Genomic DNA, 21,603 nt, shown 5'->3' on the forward strand with positions numbered 1-21,603 from the left:
GAGAAGGCTTTAGCTTTTTTGCTGTGATGCTGAACTATTTAGTGGTATAGAAAGGGAGGTCGAAAAGCTAAAGCGAGCTCTTACTTCCCTACTTGTATCCTTTAATATGGCTGTACAACATCTATATCGGCTATCCATCTACTCTGGCAAAATATAGCACAAAGGAGCAACCTGGATACCCTTGAAGCCTACCTACTGCGCGATACGAGTGGGCTGAATTAGTTCTCTTCATCCTCTGCTACGCGCACAAGCTGTTTACCCAGATTCTCACCGCTGAATAGCCCGATAAATGCCTCTGGAATGTTATCAAAGCCGTCGATAATATTTTCACGGTATTTCAAGCGTCCTTCGCGTACCCATTGTCCTAGCTCACGCAGCCCTTCTTCTTGCTCGGCAGCGTAGTCGCCCACGAGGAAGCCTTTGAGCAGGACGGTTCGTGTGAGCAGCATCGGTAGGATACGTGGCCCAAGCTCTGGTTTTTCCTGATTGTACAGCGAGATTTGTCCACACAGCGGAATACGTGCATTGCGATTCAATAATGGAATGACCGCATCGGTAATATCGCCACCGACATTATCAAAATACACATCAATCCCATCCGGGCATGCACGCTCCAGCGCTTCAGCTAGCGGCTGATCAGTTTTGTAATTGATCACTTCATCAAAGCCCAGCTCTTCCTTGAGGTAACGATTTTTCTCATCGGAGCCGGAAATACCGATGACGCGTGCGCCTTTGATTTTACCGATCTGTCCAACGATCATCCCAACCGCACCACCTGCACCGGACACTACGAGTGTCTCACCAGGCTGCGGATTACCGATACGCAGTGTGCCAAAATAGGCGGTCAAGCCTGTCATACCGAGCACGCCAAGCGCTGTTGTGATCGGCGCTAGCTCCGGGTCAATGCGACGGCAAGCCTTGCTGTCTATGAGGCCATACCGCTGCCAGCCCCAGCCACCAGCGACGATATCGCCTTCCTTGAAGCCATCGGCACGGCTATGCAGCACACGACCGATCGAGCCACCTGTGATCGGCTCGCCAATCGCATACGGTGCTGAATACGACTTCGCATCCTTCATCCGTCCGCGCATGTACGGGTCAACGGACACATATAGTGTTTTTACGAGTAGCTGTCCATCCTCGGGCATATTGAGCTCTTCTTTTTTCACTGTAAAATGTTCCAGCGCTGGTGTGCCTGCTGGGCGACTTGCTAGTGCGAAGTATTCATTCATTTGTTCTGCCATATTGTATTCCTCCTCATATCTTCGATCACTGCAATACGAATGATTGCATGTAGAATTGAAGTACATACACAAATGAAAGTTCCAATGGTGCATGTACGGTAGCTCACGTTATTATTTACCCCAATCGCCATATCTTATGACACCCGTATTCCAATCCTAACTCTCCACCACCTTTAGTCCATTACACGTTATTATATATTTATATTTACATATAATGTAATATAGCCCATTAAATACTTACAAAGAGTTAACTTATATAACACATTTAGCAGTTACACCTGAATAAAAAGCATGTATAATGTCAATTGTGGAATGTATTTTAACATTCCTTATTGTTGATGCTGTCGAATGTGAGATGAATGATTAGGACGCTAGCTGTTATTTGTACGTTGTCTGTATGAAGGGCTGATTGCGTCATATTTATAAAGAGTGGAGGCTGTGCATTTGGGTAGAAAGAACAGAAAAGTAGCCATTGTTGGAGTCGGTATGGTCGGAGCAGGTTGTGCGTATTCGATGATCAATCAGTCCATTGCCGATGAGATTATGATGGTTGGACGGACACATGAGAAGGCAGTCGCGCAGGCACTCGACCTGTCACACTGCATGGACTTTACCTCACATCGTACCAAGGTGTATGCTGGTTCGCTGGAGGATTGTGGTGATATGGATATCGTTATCATTACAGCAGGTGCGAATCCGAAGCCAGGTCAGGATCGAATGACCGTATTGCATGAGGCAGCAGCGATTACGAAGGACATTATCGATCCGATCATGGCGAGCGGATTTGACGGAGTGTTCATTATTGCAGCGAATCCAGTTGACGTTGTGACCTATCTGACATGGCAATTTTCCGGGCTGCCACGTGGACGCGTGATTGGTACGGGTACATCGATTGACTCCTCTCGTTTGAAAACGATTCTGTCTGACGTCTTCTCCATCGATCCGCGTAGCGTACACGGCTATGTATTAGGTGAGCATGGTGAATCCCAATTTGTTGCATGGTCGCACGTAACGATCGGCGGTAAACCACTACTGCATATTTTAGAACAGCATGCTGAGCGTTTCCCTGAACTAAGCATGGAAGACGTAGCACTCAAAACGCGTGATGCAGGCTGGGAAATTTTCCTCCGTAAAGGTCATACCCAGTTTGGTATTGGCAATGCACTCGCCCACATCGCTCGCTCTATTCTGTACGATGAGCACCGGATTATTGCTGTATCTGCGATTCTGGACGGCGAATATGGACAGCACGATGTATGCACAGGCGTGCCAGCGATCATTAGCGGAAACGGTATTGAAGAGCTGATTGAGCTACGCTTGAATGAAGAGGAACAAAAGCAGCTGGAGCATTCCTGTCATGTGATTCGTACCGCGATTGAGCAGGTACAGGTGACGGTGTAAACGATGCAGATAAGTTTGGAAATAGTGCATTGATTGAATTAGAATAGTTTGGATGGTTTCCGTAGTATGAAGTAAACTATCAGCCTGGTATAAGGGGAAATAATGCTGGTTGCTACCCACCTATCTAATCGAATGCACGTTATATTACGAGCAATTTATAGGTTTTGTCTATGAACTTATAGGCTAGTATGAATAAGCAGCAAGGGAGAGTTTGCTTGATGTAATACATCTTCCTTGCTGCATTTGTATATGACTTCAATAATAAGAACCTTAAAATAGACTACGCTCTACTTTTATCTCTATTTTCAAAATAAAAGCCAATTCTATGTATTTCCTTCATAGAATTGGCTTTTTTATTAAACATCTAAAGATCACTTATTGCCTGGCTTCCTATTTGCTACAATATGATCTCTATAGTACGATCCGCAATTAGATGTACCTCGTAGCACCTGCCCGTTTATTTCACCGTTAGCACCGGACACTCTGCATGCTGAATTACCTTATGACTAACACTGCCAAGGAACAACTCCGATACGGTGCTCATTCCGCGTGTCCCCATGACGATCAGGTCAATATTCTGCTCCTTCGCAGTATCACAGATTACAGTCGCTGGATCGCCAGTATGGTAATGCACATCATACGCAACGCCAGTCGTATCCAAATATTGACGATACGGCTCGGTCATTTCGCGTCCTTCTTCGTCCAGACGTACACCTACATCGACCCCAAGTGGTGGTTCAGCGACCATCATTGTTGGATTCACATGCAGCACCGTCAAATGCGGTGCGGTCTGTAGCGATTGTGCCAGCTTAACCGCATGCTCTAATGCACGCTGTGCATGTTCAGAGCCATCCAATGCGACCAGTATACGCCCATACGCTGAATTATCATGTAGTTCTGACATGTTCTTTTCCTCCAGTATGTGTTGAATTTGTGCGCAGCAGACGCAACTTGTGCATCCCTGTAGTGAACACATGAAGCAGAAGTTAACGTCTACTTATGCAAACAGCTCAAGATGCTCAGCAAAGGTAAAGGATACGGCTTGTATTCATTCCAACATTAATGTCCGTGCGATACATCGATGTCCGCCAGATGACGACGACGCACGATCAGGACAACAACAGCGATCAGTACCATCGCCCCACCAAAGTAAAACGGTGTTGCCGAGTTATACCACTCCGCCAGCTTACCAGCGAGGAATGGCGATACTGCACCACCAAGGAAGCGGACAAAGCTGTAGGCTGCGGAAGCAACCGAACGTTCTACCGGTGCCGATTCCATAACTGCTGTCGTGATCAATGTGTTATTAATACCGAGGAAAATACCAGCCACGATAACGCCGATAATGACCAGCACAGGTGAACCAAATGCTGCGCCCAGACCCATGAACACCAGATCCAGTGCGAATAAAGTCAGCATGACGCCCATCGAGCCTGCCAGATTAAAGCGTGCTTGCAGCTTCGGTGCAACAAATACGGAAGTGATCGCCAGTAAAATACCCCAGCCAAAGAATACATAACCAAGACCGTGCTCATCCAATCCCATCACATAAGGAGAATAAGCCATCAGGGTAAAGAAACCAAAGTTATATAAAAATGCGACAATCGCGAGTGTTTTCAATGCAGGGAATTTCAATGCTTTAAATGGATCGGCAAGCGAGCTGCGTGTTTTAGGTTTTGGAATTTTAGGCAGCATCACTAAAATAAATACAAATCCGATCAGCATCAGTACACTAACGCCGAAGAACGGGCCACGCCAAGAGATTGAACCGAGCTCACCACCAAGCAGTGGGCCGACCGAAATACCAAGACCAAGTGCCGCTTCGTACAAAATAATCGCTTTGGCTGTACCGGAAGTGGACAGACCAACAATTGCGGACAATGCGGTCGCGATAAAGAGTGCATTACCCAGACCCCAACCACCACGGAAGCCAACGATTTGACCGATCGTATCGGACATACCGCCAAGTCCAGCAAAAATAATGATCAGCACAACGCCGCTAAGCAGCGTCCATTTTATACCAATCCGGCTCGATACAAAGCCGGTAATCAGCATCGCTAGACCTGTTACGAGATTGTAGCTGGTGAATAGCAGCGATACCTGACTAGGTGTTGCATGAAGCTGATTCGCAATCGCTGGTAAGATCGGGTCTACCAGTCCAAGACCCATAAATGAAATGACACAGGCAAAGGCAACTGCCCAGACTGCTTTCGGCTGTGATAATAATCCGCCTTGCTTAGGCAGCTCTTTGACTGAAGCTGTTTTTGTACTCATGTTGCAGGTTCCTCCCTTATATGTTGCTCTCTATTTATTAAATTTCAATTATTGTTGGATCAAGCAAAACCTTGCCTGACAAAGTGCCGGTCATTGGTTGACCGGCATGCTTGATGATGTGGTCATGCATTCGATGTGAATTGGCCGCGTGTGCTCCTAGTGGGCTTCTATCTACAGATCATTTAATGCTCTGCTTCTGCACGTTCCACCGACTGACGCCCCAGCCTCTCCATGCCTTCACGTACTTGCTGGCGTAGCTGCTCGGCTTCTTCCTTAAAGCTCTGAATCGTACGCATTTTGCTTTCCATCATATCGAGCTGCTTGCCCAGCGTGTCGTCAATCTCTTCCAGTTGACGTCTGCGCTCCTCCAGATCGGTAATGCTGCGGTAACGCTCACGCTGTCCGGTAAGCATTTCAACCACCTCGATATACCGATGCAGCTCCTGCAAGGAAAAGCCAAGTACATCGCGCGCACTGATAATTTTTTTGAGCCGTTCGATATCCTCACGTGTGTACAGACGAGTATTACCCTCGCTTCGCTGCGGGGACAGCAGACCAATCTCTTCATAGTACCGAATCGTTCGCTTTGTCAGATTGCATTCGCTGGCAACCTCATCGATTTTGTACAATGTCATGGTCACCCCTCCGTTTCATTATTTAAATAATTACATATTGTATATGAATATATTAAACCTATTTAACGTTAACGTCAACGTTATGAAAACGGTTTTTCGGAGTTTTTTGTGGGTTTTCAGAAAAAAAATGTGTTTTCGTAGGTGTTTGGGTGCATTCTCAGGGCATATTTTTAAAACTTGAATTCAATTGGAAGGGTTTTAGCGAAACACGGTGGTGGTGCTGCAACCACTTCGGCAAGGAATAAGGGGACGGACTCGGGTGGAGCAGCGGGAATCTACGGATTAGGAGTTAGTTGTAGATTCCCGCCCCTCCAAAGGAGTCCTTTCCCCTTATTTCCTTGCCTTCGTTCTGTGCGGGTTGTGGTATTTTTTTATGGTCTTCTACTTTTGAATGATTGGAGTGGCTTTTGATTTTAAAGGTTGGCTAGCTCTTAAAAAAATGCATAAAAGTACGTAAACATTAATATAGAATGTACATATGCTTTTGAGGTGGAAGTGCAACTAAAAACTCCATTGGGGTGGATGAAGCAGAGGGAAGGGAATTGGGTGATTATTAGTGGAGGCTTGACTTCGATAGAGTTATAGCTGAAAAGCTTTATTTAAATGAGGGGCTGTACTTATAAAGTTAGATGGGTCGTGGATATAATGATCTTTTTAGGTTATATATCCAGAGCTATACATTAAGATTATATACGCACAAAAAAGAGCTGCACTGCCTGAATGGATCAGGTGTGCAGCTCTTTTGTTATATTGTGGAGTGGAGGATAGTTTATCCGTCCACTTATTGTTCAAGTAATGGCTTTAGCTTACTTGTTGGATTTTTCTACGGCGTGGCCGCCGAATTCGTTGCGTAGGGCGGCTACGACTTTGCCTGTGAATGTATCGTTGTCCAGAGAGCGGTAGCGCATCAGCAGGGACAGGGCGATAACTGGAGTTGCCATTTGCAGGTCCATTGCTTCTTCGACTGTCCATTTGCCTTCGCCGGAGGAGTGCATGATTCCCTGGATTTCTTCCAGACGTCCGTCTTTTGCAAATGCATTTTCAGTCAGTTCCATCAGCCAGGAGCGGATAACGGAGCCGTTGTTCCATACGCGAGCTACTTTTTCGTAGTTGAAGTCGTATGGGCTTTTCTCCAGAACTTCGAAGCCTTCACCGATCGCTGCCATCATACCGTACTCGATACCGTTGTGAACCATTTTCAGGTAGTGACCGCTGCCTGCTTCGCCAGCGTACAGGTAGCCATTTTCAACAGCAGTGTCGCGGAAGATTGGTTCTACTACGTCCCAAGCTTCTTTGTCGCCACCGATCATATAACATGCACCGTTACGAGCGCCGCTCATGCCGCCGGATGTACCTGCGTCCATGTAACGAATGCCTTTTTGTTTCATTTCATTGTAACGACGTACGGATTCTTTATAGTGAGAGTTCCCTGCTTCGATCACGATATCGTTCTCGGACAGCAGTGGAGCGATCTCGCCCAGTACGGAATCAACAACGCCGTGTGGAACCATGACCCAGATGATACGCGGGGATTCCAGGTTGCTAACCATATCTGCAATTGTACCTACGCCTTGTGCGCCCAGGTCAGTAATTTCTTTTACTGCTTCTTTGTTCAAGTCAAAGGCAACCACCTCATGTTTGTGATCCATCAGGTTTTGTGCCAGATTCATACCCATTTTACCCAAGCCGATCAAACCGATTTTCATAGTATAGCCCTCCGTTGTGTTTGGGATGAACATCCCTTTTTTATCTATAACCTGTGTAACCATCTATAGCCAGCGCTAGTGCGACTGCTTCCAGCACAGTCTGGCATTCTGCAAAGCCGGCAACCCGACTCTGAAGGCATGGTGAATACGCTCTGTTTATCATTAACCAGAGCGTAAGCCAACCATTCATGTTGAAAAGAACAGCTTATCTCTTAGCGTGCAGAAGCGACGCCCGTACGTACCGGTGCTGCATTCTGATCGCCCAGCCAGCGGAAGCCTTGCTCAGCCAGCAAAGCATCGGATGCTTCAGGGCCATAGGTGCCAGCAGCATAGTCATGCAGTGGCAGACTGTTGTCCGCGAAAGCTTCCAGAATCGGTTGAACCCACTGCCAGGACAGCTCTACTTCGTCCCAGTGTGCGAAGAATGTACCGTCACCGTTCAGCGCATCGCCGATCAGCAGCTCATAAGCTTCTGGATCATTGTCTGTACCCATGACGAATTCAGATGTCATTGGCTCCAGCAGACCTGTTTTCACGTTACGACGGTTCAATTGCAGCGTAATTTTCTCTTCTGGATTGATGCTGATCGTCAGCATGTTCGGCTGACCATCGCAATCGACACAGATTTCGCTGTTTTGCATGGTGTTTTTGAATTCGATCACGATGCGTGTCGATTTCTCTTTCATACGTTTACCCGTACGGATGTAGAATGGAACACCTTCCCAGGAGAAATCATCCACCCATACACGCGCTGCTACAAAAGTATCAGTGTTGGAGCCCAGCTCGATGCCTGGCTCATCCTGATAGCCCTGTACCTCGCGACCGGATACAACGCCGTTCACGTATTGTGCACGTACGATATGCTTGTGTGCATCTTCTTTGGAAATCGGACGCAGTGCTTTAGCGATATATTTTTTGTGGGAACGTACATCATCTGCGGTATGTCCACCCGGCAATGTCATCGCCGTCATCATCAGCACCTGTAGCATATGGTTTTGTACCATATCGCGAATCGCACCGGTATGATCGTAGTAGCCTGCACGTTCTTCAACGCCGACTACTTCGGATGCCGTAATCTGTACATTCGCGATGTGACGATTGTTCCATAGCGATTGGATGACTGGATTCGCCGAAGTGAAGGACTCCATGTTTTGCACCATCGGTTTGCCCAGATAGTGGTCAATACGGAACACTTCTTCCTCTGCAAAGGTTTTGCTCAGGTGCTTGTTCAGCTGACGTGCGGATTCCAGATCATGACCGAATGGCTTCTCGATGATCAGGCGCTTCCAGCCGGAGGTGTTGCCCAGACCGCTTGCATTGATGTTATCTGCGATCACACCGAAGAACTCCGGTGCAACGGACATGTAGAACATACGATTTTGCGGAATGTTCAGCTCGGACTCGCGCTGCTCTACCAGCTTCAGCAGCTCTTGGTAGCCTGCTGTGTCGTCCACATTCAAAATATGATAGCGAATCGAACGCAGGAAGGCATCCACCGTCTTGCGATCATTCGGAGTATTGCGGGAAAATTCCTGAAGCGACTGCTCAACATACGTTTGGAAGGTCGCATCATTAAATGATTTGCGGCCGAGCCCGATGATTGAGAAGGCTTCCGGCATTTTACGATCCACATACAGGTTGTACAAAGCAGGGAAAATCTTGCGTTTCGCCAGATCCCCGGTCGAACCAAACAATACAAATGTCATAGCTTCCATATCGTTTCTCCTCCAAAATGTACCTATCCCTTTTTCTCTATATAGCATGCGTACATGCTATGGGTGTATGGGCTAGTTCTCGTTATAGTACAAACATGACTCTTACCTACAGTATCGGTTGATATAGCAACTATATCGACAAAAAAATAAACGATTGCTCGCTTTTGATATACATCCTCTATACAGTTCATATAAACAAAGATACATATCAATTACTCAATCTTCGTCATAAAGTCAATCTTGCATTGTGTCTCTTTTGTGACAGTCAAGCTTACAAAAATTACAATAGACCTTGTGTCGAACAATGTCAAGATGAAAATGAAACTTTCACATTGAATATTACCGCTTACATCTCACTTTTTATTGCTTGCCCTATCGCTTCATGCCTGTGACGCAGGGAAAAACAGGACGCTAGCTATAGAGAGCCAAGAAAATTTTGTCGATCGATTCGGTTCGTTCGCCTCGTTGACAGTTTCAGGTAAAAGTGATAGTCTAACGTCGATTCAACGACTATTTCCTATGCTGCATGAAGGAAATAGTCGTTTCCCCACGACGGTTGCTATACCAACTATAACCACCCGTATGCGCATTCTTTGCATAAAGGGTGTGACTTTTCCAATATTCATATCCATTATTGCTAACAGTAAATACACAACGATGACAGTGATCAAACATATAAGGGTGAGTTCGATGCCATATGACGTAGAAAAGAGCTATACCGTGTTTATTCGTGATGTCCATCTGGCGATTGCGGGATATATCAAGCACAAGCTTGCCCCGTTCAATCTCGCACCGGAGCAGACCTTTGTGATGATGCTGCTCTGGAAAAAGGACGGTCTCACGCAAAATGAGATCGGTGAGCGATTAGGTAAGGATAAAACGAACATTACACGCATGTTATCCAATCTGGAAAGCAAGGGCTTTATCCGCAAAATTACCTGCACCGATGATCGTCGCTGCTTCAAAATCTATCTGACCGCCGCCGGTGCAGAGCTGGAGCAGCCTGTATGCGCCATTATGCAGGAGGCTGGACGTGATCTGATGGATGGCATTTCCGAGGATGAGCGTGTGCTGCTGCATCGGCTGCTTAGTCGAATCAAGCAAAATGCGCAGATCGATGAAGCACTGGATATTGTACCTGTACCATGAATCAACCAAACAAGCCTATTCAAACAGACATCTGACTGTACAGATGTGCTGGATTGAATAGGCTTGTTTGCTGTTTTACTGTTTTACTACTTTACTGCTGCTGAATGAGGCGAATCGGGCCATTGGAGTTGAGGACGATCATCTGCTCGGTCATTTCCTCCGGCGTATACGGCATGCCCTCGCGCAGCCACCAGTGGATCACACCGACATAGGCAGAGCTGATATAGCTGGCGATCACATCCTTATGGACAGGCAGCCTATCATCGGGTAGCTTGGCGAATTTTTCCTCGTAAAAACGTGCGATATACTGCTTCATATATTGCACGAAGTTCGACATTGCCTGCCGCTCAAACATCACCTCGAAAAACCGCTGATAGCGAATAATATAAGTGAAAATCCGTCCGGCAATATAGCGCTGTAGCTCCTCTACCGATTGGTCAAACGAATTCGCATCCCGCGCCTCACCAAATAGCTCCCCCAGTAATTCATCCGTCACCGCATAGAGTAGATGATCCTTCGTTTCATAATGAAGATAGAACGTTTTGCGATTGACCGTTGCTTGAGTTGCAATATGCTGAATCGTAATTTTGTCATATGGCTGTTGCTCCATAAGCTGAATCAACGCATCCCTTAGTAGCGCACGCGTACGTACGATTCGTGGATCAAGCTTAGGTGTCTTAGCTGAATGATGGATCGATGGCGGTACAGCACCAGCAGGCTGTGGCATTGACGAGAACGAATCTGGCATGGAATCACCTCCTGTAAAGTAGAAGCAGATAAGAGAACAATCTATATAGAATGGATACTTTTGCACGTTACAATCGACTTTCATACTCATTTATACCACATTTGAGGCATAAGCCGCATCTACTTCTTTTCTGGTTATTGTCATTGCTAGTAGGCTATCATATAATCCAATTTGTATTGCATATAACTATTCAATTCATAGAAATATTGCGAGCAATCTTTTTTTGGAAATAACGATTAATAAGTTGCCCATTCGTTTAAAGAATCTTTTGAAGATGAGCTGACTACTATTTCAGCACCCTCTAACATTTCATTCACCTAGTTTATTTCATTTTGCTTGGCAAAAGTTGATTTGCATTGAGCCACATGTTCAAAAATCGCTACCACGTAATCGCCTGCTATTTGCCTGAAGCCTCATTTACAGGGATTAAACAGGGAGCAAACGTATATTACCTTATCATCTATAGGAGTGAATAATCATGGAATCCATACAACAACTCATTGCGCAGCAGCGCAGCTTTTTCAAAACCGGACAATCTCGCGATGTCGCTTATCGCATTGAAGCGTTACGTACACTGCGTGCGGGTATTGAGCGTTACCAGCCACGTATTCTGGAAGCCCTTCATACCGATCTGAACAAGTCGGAGCCAGAGGCATTTGGTTCAGAGGTTCGCATCGTACTGGGTGAAGTGGACTTTGCGCTGGAGCATCTGACGGCATGGGCAGCGCCACGTACCGTACCAACCGCAGCCGCATTACCGGATGCGACAAGCACGATTTATCCAGAGCCTTATGGTACAACGCTGATCATCGCGCCGTGGAACTATCCGTTCCAGCTTGCTTTTGGCCCGCTTGTAGGTGCGATTGCCGCTGGTAATACAGTGGTGATGAAGCCATCTGAGCTGACCCCTACCGTATCGCGCCTGATCTTCGACATGCTGAGTGATCTGTTCCCTACCTCGTATATCGCTGTCGTAGAAGGAGAAGTGGAGACAAGTACCGCCCTGCTCAAGGAAAAATTCGACTATATCTTCTTTACTGGTAGCACTCATGTAGGACGTGTCGTTATGCGTGCAGCAGCTGAGCATCTGACTCCGGTAACGCTGGAGCTGGGTGGTAAAAGCCCAGCGATTGTACACGAGGATGCTGACCTGAAGCTGGCAGCCGAACGCCTGGTACGTGGTAAGTTCCTGAATGCTGGACAGACCTGCGTCGCGCCGGACTATCTGCTCATTCATAGCAGTGTAAAAGCGAAGTTCGCCGAGCTGGTGCAAGCGGAGATTGCGGACAAATATACAGCCGATGTGTTGAGCAACCCACATTTTCCACATATCGTGAACACACGCAACTTCGACCGTCTGACTGGATTGATGGAAAATGAACAGGTGCTGTTTGGTGGACGCTCGGTTCGTAATGAGCTGATTATCGAGCCTACCCTGCTGGACAATGTAAGCTGGGATGCACCGATCATGCAGGAGGAAATTTTCGGCCCGATTCTGCCTGTGATTGAATACGATGATCTGAACCCACTGCTGGATGAGATCGTGAATCGTCCTAAACCGCTGGCACTGTATCTGTTCACACAGAATGAACAACTGATCGATCAGGTGCTGGATACCGTATCGTTCGGTGGCGGCTGTATCAATGAAACGCTGTCTCATATGACTTCGCATTACCTGCCATTCGGCGGCGTAGGTGAAAGTGGCATGGGCTCGTACCACGGTCAGCAGAGCTTTGAGGTGTTCTCGCATCATAAGAGTGTGATGAAACGTAATTTGTAAGAGATATTTGTTGAGTATAAAAATAACGTTAATATAGACAGAAGCAGCCTGCGTGAGTGGGCTGCTTCTTTTTGTTGTGGCATGGTTATCGAGTTACATAAGAAAGTTTGATTCTCAATGCTTTAAAGACTTATAGAGATAATAGAAATTCAATTATTAAACAAAAAGACTTTACCTGACCGTTTTTATAAATACTAGCGATCAAATAAAGTCTTTTAAAACATCTGTAATATCAATTAATTTAAAAACATCCCAACCCTGGAGTTGTAGGCAAAGTATATGAAGTATTCCATGTATCATTTATTTTAGCACCGATCGGAACACCATAAATTTCTGCTCCAACTAAATAATAACCCTTAATCGTAAAATTAGCTGTATCTTGAGGTTTGCACTGTTTCGAATACGACTTTACTGCACTTAATTGTTCCCAAGAAACTGCAGCTTGCACACCAGTTAAATAAGACTTAATACTAGATATACCAGTGAAGGTAGAGAAACCTCCACTGGTTGTGTAATTATATACAATAGAAACATTTTTCCAGGTAAGTACTCCACTTAAACCTCCAGACATGGGAGCATACCAGTTGATAATATGCGAGTTTTGAGCCATGGTTGATATTCCTTGGGCTGCGTCGTTTGTTTGTACAGAAAATGTTTCAGGTGATGACGGGTTTTTCTGAACTTCGTTTGTCATATCCTTTATGTACTCTGCGTACTCATCAAAACTTTTAAATGTCTTTAATTCTCCTGCTTGTTTTAGTTTTTCTAATTCGCTACCTTCCAAAGATACAAATTCAATACCATATTTCTGACTCATTTCTTCTAATTCTGACTTGCTAGTTATTGAAGCTTCTGCACTAACTATTTGTTGAAAACTTGAAAAAATAAACACAATACTAAATAAAAATAAAAACACTTTACTACTTTTTTGAACAAAATTCCTCAAAATTTAACATCCCTTTCCTTATGTAGTATAATTATGGTAACATTCTTAAATAAAAAATACAAATTATTGATAAATTGTATTTATAATACCATTTATTCAAAGGAGTTGATACATATGACACCTAAACTTTATTTTAGTAATCATAAACTTATGAAGCTAGCTCCTATCATCAGTCTTATCATTCCATTTTTAACGATCTTCTTCCCTATCTCTAATCAAATTGCTGAAAATCACTATAAGTTGGGATTACCTTTTCAATTCATAAATTATTACGGAGAACACCTACCTGACCAAACTTATAGTCTGTTTACTTGGAATATATTCAAAAGTCATGTGTTATTTAACCTACCTATGTATATTCTCAATGCAATATTGGTTTATTTGCTCATTATTTTATGTAGTATCATTATAAAAAAACGTTTTAATAACGTATGAGTTTTGTATATATAGGAACTCAAACCAAAGCTTTAATCAGATGGTTCTTGCTATGTTGGTTTATGAAATATAAAAAATACAGCCACTAAAACGGCTGTATTTTTTATTTTAAAAGTTTGAGTGAAACTAACTCCATTTTTTAATTCATCTATACCTACAAACCCCTACCAAATGTGGCATACACCGCATCTGACACTTTATTGTTCATTGCATTTATCCCACAAACCTTTAAAATTATATGTATAAATTTATATAATATGATTTATATAAATACATGAGTGCCTTTGTATCTCTGTTAATAATCAAAGTATTAGCTTGAACAACCGAATCGACATCCCTACAAAGGCAATGACTATTCTATCCAAAGAGGTGTATCTCTATGATATCGACTAACTCTATCGGAAAAGAACAACCTGCGTTACTCAAAGAACGCATTCAATATGCCGTCAACCATCGTGCCGATCATACGGTATTTGATATTCATGCAGCGCTGGAGGATGTGCTGAGCGGCATGGGACTGTCTGCGAAGGACAGCGGCGGTGAGATTCATTTTATGGGTAAAGACCCGATCGTGCCGAGTGTGCTACGACTCGCCAGCTCAGCTGGTATCGGTATGGTTGCCAAGTCGGTCGCGGCGGCGAATCTATGGCGACTGCGTGGCGGTAAAGGACAGGACATTTCGCTGGATTTGCGTCAGATTCTGCATCGTCTGTCTCCTTTTTATGATCGTAAATGGGAAAAGCTGAACGGCTATTCGCCGATGAGTCCTTCTGATCCAAGCCCATCGTTGAAATTCCGCTTTTACCAGACAAAGGACAAACGTTGGGTGATGCCACTGGAGCCGTATCCTAAGCTGAAAATCAATACACTCAAGCTGCTGGATTGTGCGGATACGCCAGAGGCTGTGGCGAAAGCCATCGGACAATGGAACGCTCGTGATCTGGAGGAAGCCGGTGCCAAAGCAGGCGTAGTCATGCCAATGGCACGTACGGTGGAGGAGTTCCTCAATGAGCCAGCCTTTGAATCGATTGCTTCTCTGCCACTCGTAGAGATTGAGAAGATCGGTGAGAGCGAACCTGAGCCGATGCCACAGGGTGGCTCTGAGCCGCTGGAAGGTATTCGTGCGCTCGGTATGGGGCATGTGATCGCAGGTGCTGGCGTAGGCCGTGCCCTGGCGCTACATGGTGCAGATGTGCTGAACATCTGGCGTCCATCTGACTGGGAAGTGGATACGACCTACTATACAGCGAATGTAGGGATGCGCTCGGCGATGCTGGAGCTAAGTGACGAAGCAGCGCATGGACGGATGATGGAGCTGCTAAAAGATGCCGATATCTTCTTCGCGAATCGTCGTCCTTCGTATTTGGAACGCTTTGGTCTGAGCGCGCAGCAAAGTGCCGCCGTGCGTCCGGGTATTATTCATGTATCCGTATCGCTAAATGGCGATCAGGGGCCGTGGGCGGAGCGAGTAGGCTTTGACCAGACTGCTGGAACATTGACTGGTGTGATGGCGCTCGAAGGTACACCTGAGAAGCCAGAGCTACCACCGATTCTGGTTGTGAATGACTATATTATCTCCTGGCTTGCCGCAGCAGGCGCGATGGCTGCACTGGCTCGCCGTGCTACCGAGGGTGGTAGCTACCGCGTGCATATTTCACTGAGTCGTGTATCGCTATGGCTCATGTCACTCGGTCTATTTGACAAAGAATTCGCTCACCAGACTGCAGGCTCATCCGAAGAGCATCTGTATCTCGATCCTGAGCTATTCACTGCCGATACCGTCTGCGGACAGTATCAGGGTGTGACCGATCAGGTGAAGATGTCGGAAACACCGGGTGAGTATCGTACTGTACTCGTCCCTCGCGCTTCAGGACGTGCCGAGTGGCTGTAATAGTAACGTCGAACCGAATGGGAGCCGTATCGATTGGAAATAGACGTAATGTCGATCAAAGCACTGCATGGAAATAGGCATAACGAGAGCCAAGCACTATACTAGTATGTGATCTTTTGATCGCTCGATCTCTTTATAATAGAAGAATGACTGATGCTACTCATCAAACAACCTTTCTCAATGGTACAGCCGGTGTTCATACCTGGCTGTACCATTTTAACGTTCCATCCATAATCCCCTGCAAAAATTCCTCAAATGACGCTGCAATCTCATCACTTTCCTCAAATTCAGGCTCTCGTCCATAAATGACCGCGCCGTCAGGACTGTGCGTATCAATCGCATAAAAAGCATATTCTGGCTGTACGATCATCACAATCGGTACATAGCGATCCCAGAATGTACGAATCTGCTGTTGCCAGTCTGCATCATCAGCGGCAGCTTCCAGGCTCATATGCTCCCATTCATTCCAGTCAAATGCGGCTTCTTGCTCTGATATCGAAGCACTGCTGTGCTCCCGATAATCGTTAGCGGTTAAAAACCACGCCTGTCCGTGTGGTGCAACTACGATTTGAACGAGTTGGAGCCATGTGGAAAAGGATACTGGCAAAGTAGTGTAGCGCTGTGTGAGAACATCCGGCACAGGAATGCTCTGAAGCTCCTTTGTTGGATAATCCACTGCTTCATACACAAGCTTCGCTTCACAGCCACGATTACGGTTCCACTCTATAAAGGATACGATCTGTTCTTGGATCAATTGGCTAAGCCTCCTTGTACATCCACCAGGATATGTCATTATGATCTGCTTTATACTACTATCTCCTTAATAAAGCGTAGAAGCAAATTTTATACATCAATAACTCGATCTACTTAATCTAATAAAGTGAAATTTACATGAAAGTCGCTACTGGTATCATCAATAGAGTCCAGTCCATAAAAAAACCTTGATAGCACATCTCACATGCCATCAAGGTTTTTTCAAATCAAGCTCAGTTTATATCTTCCGTTCATATTCAATGCTAACGAAGGAATCAAGAAGCTTCAGCAGGCTCCAATTCAGCGACATCCTGATTATACACTTCTGCATCATGCTCCTTCAGTACACGGCTACTGATTACACCGGACACCATCGAGCCGCTTACGTTCAACGCCGTTCTACCCATATCGATCAATGGCTCAATCGAGATCAACAGACCTGCAAGAGCTACAGGCAGATTCATCGTCGACAATACGATCAGTGCGGCAAAGGTTGCTCCGCCACCTACACCAGCTACGCCCAGTGAGCTAATCGTTACGACCGCGATCAAGGTTAAAATGAACTGCCAATCGAGCGGGTTAATCCCTACGGTCGGTGCAATCATCACCGCCAGCATCGCTGGATAAATACCTGCACAGCCATTCTGACCAATCGTAGCGCCAAAGCTAGCCGACAGATTGGCAATACCGCTTGATACACCCAGCTTGCGAGTTTGTGTATCAATGTTCAGCGGAATGGTAGCTGCGCTAGAACGTGAAGTGAAGGCAAAAGTTAATGTAGGGATAATCTTTTTCACATATTGCACCGGATTCAGACCACCAATCGCCAGAATCACCAGATGCACGATAAACATCGCGATTAATGCAGCATACGAAGCCAGTACGAATTTGAACAGGTTTAGGATATCCTGACCACTGGTCGTAGCGACCATTTTCGTAATTAGCGCCAGAATCCCGTATGGAGTCAATCGCAGAATCAGAGTGACGATCCGCATCACCACACCGTATATAGCAGACATGACATTTTGGAACACTTCGCCCTGCTTCGGATTTTTACGCATAAAGCCCAGTGCTCCCACACCAACAAAGGCAGAGAAGACCACGACAGCCAGCGTCGACGATTGACGGGCTCCGGTCATATCTTCAAATGGATTGGTTGGAATAAACTCCAGCAGCTGCGTTGGCAATGGCTTGCCCTCCACATCGCCCAACTTCTCCTGTAATAGCACGCCGCGTTGTTCCTCTACGTCGCCCACTGGCATGCCCTGAGCGGTCAGACCAAAGCCAAGTGCAGACGTGATACCGATCGCTGCAGCAATCGCTGTCGTCAGCAGCAACACGAGTAGAATCGAGCCACTAATTTTACCGAGATTTTGGCGACCATTCAGATTCAGAATCGCCATAATGATCGATACCATGATCAATGGAATAACGATCATCTGTAGCAGTCGAACATAACCGCTACCTACCAGACTGAACCAGCTCATCGAATCTGACAGAATTTCAGAATCCGGTGTATACGCGAGCTGAAGGATTACGCCAAACACGATCCCGAGCAGCAGCCCTGTAAATACACGCTTGGTAAACGACACATGCTTTTTCTGCATCCAGACAAGCACGCCGATGAGTCCGACCAGTACAGCCACATTGAGAATGATCAATAAAGTATCCATAAAGTTCTCCTTTTATCAGCTTTTTTACAATTCCGTGTACATAACGGTTACAGTTTAGCATAAACCCGACTAAACTCATAGTATTAATTAATATGATATTTCATCGCTTCGTTTATCTGTTTTTTGACAACACAAGACGAAAAAAACCTGCATGATCTTTAGCTATCTTCAAGATCGTGCAGGTTTTTTAATGATCATTTACTTTCACTTCAAATCCCATATAGCTTTAGCTTTATTGTATAAGGATTGAATCGTTTGCTTATTCTCAGTGACAGCTTTCAAATCGGACTCGTTCTGCTCACCTACCAGGTTCATATTTTCATCCAGATTTAACTCATATACGTTTCCATTTTCTTGTAATCTAAATCCATATTGGTATCCTCCAAAGGGTAATGGCCATATAATAAGTAATTCCCCTTTACTGGAATTAGATATACTTAGATTTCCTGTAAAGGATAGATAGTCTGGAGTTTTCACGCCATAAGTATAACCATCTTTGACTAGAATATGGTTACCTGTTGAGGTTTCAGGGAGCGCTCCCACAAAGTTGTTATACTTAATATAATTAAAGCCAAACCATACCAAATTCCATAATATAAAAAGGATGACTATACTAACTAAAATAATCGTAATCGTTTTCTTTTTTGATGCGCTCTTCATAAGTCTATCACTCTACTCCCTTGTTTTTTTATATTTTCATCATGAGTAACCAGTATGATCGTTTTCCCCTCTTTATTTAAAGTGTGGAGTATGTCCATAACAGATTGAGCATTCGTTGAGTCCAATGATCCCGTAGGCTCATCTGCTAATACAATTTCGCATCTTTTTAGCATTAATCGTGCTAATGCTACTCGCTGTTGTTCTCCTCCAGATAAAGTGTATACCTTTTGGTCAATCTTATTGCCTAAATCTACTGCGTCTAGAGCCTGCATTATTGACAATTCTGTTTTGCAATCCTTGCGTATGATATTTAAATTCTGCCTTACTGTTTTATTATCAATAAGCCCAAAATTTTGAAACAAAAATCCAATTTTATGTCTGAAGTAGTTCAGCTTATTTTTCTTTTTGGTGATATCGATATGATCTACTTCAATCGTTCCGCCATCTACTGGTTCTATAGCGCCGATCATATTAAGTAATGTTGTTTTCCCACAGCCACTTCTTCCTGAAAAAACAATAAATTCTCCTTGCTCTATCTTTAAATTATAGTTATTGAACAGTTCTCGTTCACCATAGCTTTTGGTTAAGTTATTGATCAAAATCATCATTAACCACCTTCTTTTAAAATTTTTATTATATTTTTCTTTTCCATTCTAACAATGCATAAGACAATAAATAACCATTCAATAAACACAAAAAATACGATAATGCTACCTACCAAAACCAATAAATCTTTATTTAAATAGATCGTAGTCGCGATTACAACTATACTGCTTATTATTGTTGTAAGTAATGATACCAAGAAGATGTGCTTGTTTTTCTGCCAGATGGTATAGCCGAACACTTTTTTTACGGCTAATTCAATAGCGTTCACTTTGTATTCTAATTGTAAGATAGACAGGATGATAAGGACTTCTAAAAATAGCATCAATATGCAAAAAACACTGTTCATATATAATATATTTCTAGCTTTATTCCATCCTTCATTATATTTGTCTAAAATATTAGTCTTGGCTACAATTGCGTTACCGTCACTTAATTTGTATTTACTTTTAAATTGCTCAAGTTCATCGTTACTGATCTTATACATGACTTCAGACATATAATTCACTCTATTCGCATTTTCACTCAGCTTTTTCTCAATTGGAGAGCTATTATTTAAGATAATGATCGGATTTGAATACATCTCACTTCCATACATATTATTTCTATTTACAGCCACTACATTTGTATCCTCTTCATATCCAATCACTTCATAATTATTAGGCTCTAAAGTGCCCTCGAAAAATGAGTATTCTTGCAAAAGAGCATCTACATTGTCTTTATCATGTGCCATATTTTCAGGCATTATAAAATAAACTTCTTTTTTAAAATCGGTACTTTTCAGCTCGTTGATCCGTTCTTTTAAGTAACTTATAGCGTTTCTATTCGCGATCATCGTAGGAGCTTGTGTTGTAGAAGCTTGATGAATCATAGACAGCAAAAGAGAATTTTCGAAATGCTCCGTATAAAATAAAGTTTGAAGCTGTTCACTTTCTTGAAATTTTGCATCAGCTTCTCCATTTTGCTTGATCACAGGTCTTAATTCCGTAGTTACATAAGAATAATTTGAATGATCCCTAAAAAAATCAGCTTGTTTATATAGCGAATAGGATTGATCAATAAAAAATAAGTTAGACGAAATCGTAATGATTATTAATGGAATAGTGACCACTTTGATTACATAGTTTAAAAATAATAATCTCTTAGCATGGATATCTGTATTAGAAAATGAATCCTTCAGTTGTATAGAGAGTAGTGTGGTGTACATTACAGCATTAGTTGCAATCAAGAATACAAGAAACAGTGTAATAGATTGTATATTGTCCAATATCGAGGTTAAATCTTTTTGGAAATATATAATCAAGCCAAAAACAGCTATATATGTGATCGAATCGATAACGATATTTTTCCATATAATAAATGACAGTTTTTCTCCAAACGATATACGAATGATACTTGCCTTTTTTTGATACAACGCATCATAGTAAGTCAACAAACTTGAAATAATGATAACAATAATAATCAAAGTCAAAACTATATAGCCACTATTATTCGATTGGTATCCATCTTGCGGTGAATTACCTGCGTATTTATTGATCAAGCTGGATTTAAATGATACAGCATCGCTCTTATTCCCAATAATATAAAAATCATGTACATCCTTAATATCCTTTAATGTTTTTAAATCATAGAATTCAAAATTCATATCATCCAAAAACACACTTTGGTATTTTTTTTGTTGTACACTAGATAATTTACCAAGTTGATCGCGCACATGCTCAGAGCCATATATTTTAACTGTAACTACACCATTGGAGTTAATTTTATTAAAAGTGAACACATCGATATTATTGTCGTGAGCTGCTTTTAAAATATTTTCTTTCATTGTCTTTTCATTTTGTCCATTTTGTAAATAAAGTGTTGTATAGATGTACTCTGATTGAAAATTTTCCATTTTCAATATGTAACTCTCACCAATAATCAACAAAGCAACAAAAAAAATAGGGATTATAATTAGAAATTTTATTTTTTTCAATTTCTCCTCCAAATA

General features: G+C 43.6%; 17 protein-coding genes. 4 read left to right on the forward strand and 13 right to left on the reverse strand.

What is annotated here, in order from left to right; translation table 11 throughout:
* Positions 1-218: 218 nt before the first annotated feature.
* Positions 219-1,244 (reverse strand): NADP-dependent oxidoreductase, encoded by a 1,026-nt coding sequence (locus SK066_RS21545; protein WP_320542954.1) that lies wholly within the window; start codon positions 1,242-1,244, stop codon positions 219-221.
* A gap of 444 nt (positions 1,245-1,688) precedes the next feature.
* On the opposite strand from SK066_RS21545, the gene SK066_RS21550 reads away from it, so the two are divergent.
* On the forward strand, positions 1,689-2,645 hold the full coding sequence (locus tag SK066_RS21550; protein ID WP_320542955.1) for an L-lactate dehydrogenase: 957 nt from the start codon (positions 1,689-1,691) through the stop codon (positions 2,643-2,645).
* 457 nt (positions 2,646-3,102) lie between these two features.
* Here SK066_RS21550 and SK066_RS21555 read toward each other — a convergent pair whose 3' ends face one another.
* From SK066_RS21555 to zwf, 5 genes are all read right to left on the reverse strand, one after another.
* A complete protein-coding gene (locus tag SK066_RS21555) occupies positions 3,103-3,549 on the reverse strand; it encodes a universal stress protein (RefSeq protein ID WP_320542956.1) in 447 nt (148 codons plus the stop codon).
* A gap of 155 nt (positions 3,550-3,704) precedes the next feature.
* Positions 3,705-4,919 carry an MFS transporter gene (locus SK066_RS21560; RefSeq protein ID WP_188775819.1) on the reverse strand — a complete coding sequence of 405 codons (1,215 nt, stop codon included), beginning with the start codon at positions 4,917-4,919 and terminating at the stop codon, positions 3,705-3,707.
* 182 nt (positions 4,920-5,101) lie between these two features.
* Positions 5,102-5,554, reverse strand: coding sequence for a MerR family transcriptional regulator (locus tag SK066_RS21565; RefSeq protein WP_188775820.1), 453 nt, complete (start codon positions 5,552-5,554; stop codon positions 5,102-5,104).
* An 806-nt stretch (positions 5,555-6,360) separates the two neighbouring features.
* Positions 6,361-7,260 carry a phosphogluconate dehydrogenase (NAD(+)-dependent, decarboxylating) gene (gnd, locus tag SK066_RS21570; RefSeq protein WP_320542957.1) on the reverse strand — a complete coding sequence of 300 codons (900 nt, stop codon included), beginning with the start codon at positions 7,258-7,260 and terminating at the stop codon, positions 6,361-6,363.
* 212 nt (positions 7,261-7,472) lie between these two features.
* Complete coding sequence (gene zwf / locus SK066_RS21575; RefSeq protein WP_320542958.1) at positions 7,473-8,975, reverse strand: glucose-6-phosphate dehydrogenase; 1,503 nt, start codon at positions 8,973-8,975, stop codon at positions 7,473-7,475.
* A gap of 690 nt (positions 8,976-9,665) precedes the next feature.
* Here zwf and SK066_RS21580 point away from each other — a divergent pair.
* Positions 9,666-10,124: a MarR family winged helix-turn-helix transcriptional regulator gene (locus SK066_RS21580; RefSeq protein ID WP_188775823.1), complete on the forward strand. Its 459-nt coding sequence runs from the start codon at positions 9,666-9,668 to the stop codon at positions 10,122-10,124.
* 91 nt (positions 10,125-10,215) lie between these two features.
* Here SK066_RS21580 and SK066_RS21585 read toward each other — a convergent pair whose 3' ends face one another.
* Entirely contained in the window at positions 10,216-10,872 is a 657-nt protein-coding gene (locus SK066_RS21585) for a TetR/AcrR family transcriptional regulator (RefSeq protein WP_320542959.1), read from the reverse strand.
* A 478-nt stretch (positions 10,873-11,350) separates the two neighbouring features.
* On the opposite strand from SK066_RS21585, the gene SK066_RS21590 reads away from it, so the two are divergent.
* Entirely contained in the window at positions 11,351-12,652 is a 1,302-nt protein-coding gene (locus SK066_RS21590) for an aldehyde dehydrogenase (protein ID WP_320542960.1), read from the forward strand.
* Between the two features lie 241 nt (positions 12,653-12,893).
* On the opposite strand, the gene SK066_RS21595 is transcribed toward SK066_RS21590, so the two are convergent.
* Positions 12,894-13,598, reverse strand: a complete 705-nt coding sequence (locus SK066_RS21595) for a hypothetical protein (protein ID WP_320542961.1) — start codon at positions 13,596-13,598, stop codon at positions 12,894-12,896.
* 814 nt (positions 13,599-14,412) lie between these two features.
* On the opposite strand from SK066_RS21595, the gene SK066_RS21600 reads away from it, so the two are divergent.
* A complete protein-coding gene (locus tag SK066_RS21600; protein WP_320542962.1) occupies positions 14,413-15,924 on the forward strand; it encodes a CoA transferase in 1,512 nt (503 codons plus the stop codon).
* 196 nt (positions 15,925-16,120) lie between these two features.
* Here SK066_RS21600 and SK066_RS21605 read toward each other — a convergent pair whose 3' ends face one another.
* The 5 genes from SK066_RS21605 to SK066_RS21625 form a co-directional block, all read right to left on the reverse strand.
* On the reverse strand, positions 16,121-16,678 hold the full coding sequence (locus SK066_RS21605; protein WP_320542963.1) for an SMI1/KNR4 family protein: 558 nt from the start codon (positions 16,676-16,678) through the stop codon (positions 16,121-16,123).
* 274 nt (positions 16,679-16,952) lie between these two features.
* Positions 16,953-18,350 carry an L-cystine transporter gene (locus SK066_RS21610; protein ID WP_320542964.1) on the reverse strand — a complete coding sequence of 466 codons (1,398 nt, stop codon included), beginning with the start codon at positions 18,348-18,350 and terminating at the stop codon, positions 16,953-16,955.
* A 204-nt stretch (positions 18,351-18,554) separates the two neighbouring features.
* Positions 18,555-19,010 carry a hypothetical protein gene (locus tag SK066_RS21615; protein ID WP_320542965.1) on the reverse strand — a complete coding sequence of 152 codons (456 nt, stop codon included), beginning with the start codon at positions 19,008-19,010 and terminating at the stop codon, positions 18,555-18,557.
* A complete protein-coding gene (locus tag SK066_RS21620; RefSeq protein WP_320542966.1) occupies positions 19,007-19,618 on the reverse strand; it encodes an ATP-binding cassette domain-containing protein in 612 nt (203 codons plus the stop codon). Before SK066_RS21620 ends, SK066_RS21615 begins: the two co-directional genes overlap by 4 nt.
* A complete protein-coding gene (locus tag SK066_RS21625) occupies positions 19,618-21,588 on the reverse strand; it encodes a hypothetical protein (protein WP_320542967.1) in 1,971 nt (656 codons plus the stop codon). The genes SK066_RS21620 and SK066_RS21625 overlap by 1 nt, the downstream gene beginning before the upstream one ends.
* Between the last annotated feature and the right edge of the window lie 15 nt (positions 21,589-21,603).

The organism is Paenibacillus hunanensis, from assembly GCF_034055775.1.
Classification (GTDB): Bacteria; Bacillota; Bacilli; order Paenibacillales; family Paenibacillaceae; genus Saccharibacillus; species Saccharibacillus hunanensis.

Excerpts from the sequence above, each read along its gene's own strand:
- SK066_RS21545 (WP_320542954.1), bottom strand. The coding sequence starts at position 1,244 with ATGGCAGAACAAATGAATGAATACTTCGCACTAGCAAGTCGCCCAGCA.
- SK066_RS21555 (WP_320542956.1), bottom strand. The coding sequence starts at position 3,549 with ATGTCAGAACTACATGATAATTCAGCGTATGGGCGTATACTGGTCGCA.
- SK066_RS21560 (WP_188775819.1), bottom strand. The coding sequence starts at position 4,919 with ATGAGTACAAAAACAGCTTCAGTCAAAGAGCTGCCTAAGCAAGGCGGA.
- SK066_RS21565 (WP_188775820.1), bottom strand. The coding sequence starts at position 5,554 with ATGACATTGTACAAAATCGATGAGGTTGCCAGCGAATGCAATCTGACA.
- gnd (WP_320542957.1), bottom strand. The coding sequence starts at position 7,260 with ATGAAAATCGGTTTGATCGGCTTGGGTAAAATGGGTATGAATCTGGCA.
- zwf (WP_320542958.1), bottom strand. The coding sequence starts at position 8,975 with ATGGAAGCTATGACATTTGTATTGTTTGGTTCGACCGGGGATCTGGCG.
- SK066_RS21580 (WP_188775823.1), top strand. The coding sequence starts at position 9,666 with ATGCCATATGACGTAGAAAAGAGCTATACCGTGTTTATTCGTGATGTC.
- SK066_RS21585 (WP_320542959.1), bottom strand. The coding sequence starts at position 10,872 with ATGCCAGATTCGTTCTCGTCAATGCCACAGCCTGCTGGTGCTGTACCG.
- SK066_RS21590 (WP_320542960.1), top strand. The coding sequence starts at position 11,351 with ATGGAATCCATACAACAACTCATTGCGCAGCAGCGCAGCTTTTTCAAA.
- SK066_RS21600 (WP_320542962.1), top strand. The coding sequence starts at position 14,413 with ATGATATCGACTAACTCTATCGGAAAAGAACAACCTGCGTTACTCAAA.
- SK066_RS21610 (WP_320542964.1), bottom strand. The coding sequence starts at position 18,350 with ATGGATACTTTATTGATCATTCTCAATGTGGCTGTACTGGTCGGACTC.
- SK066_RS21615 (WP_320542965.1), bottom strand. The coding sequence starts at position 19,010 with ATGAAGAGCGCATCAAAAAAGAAAACGATTACGATTATTTTAGTTAGT.
- SK066_RS21620 (WP_320542966.1), bottom strand. The coding sequence starts at position 19,618 with ATGATGATTTTGATCAATAACTTAACCAAAAGCTATGGTGAACGAGAA.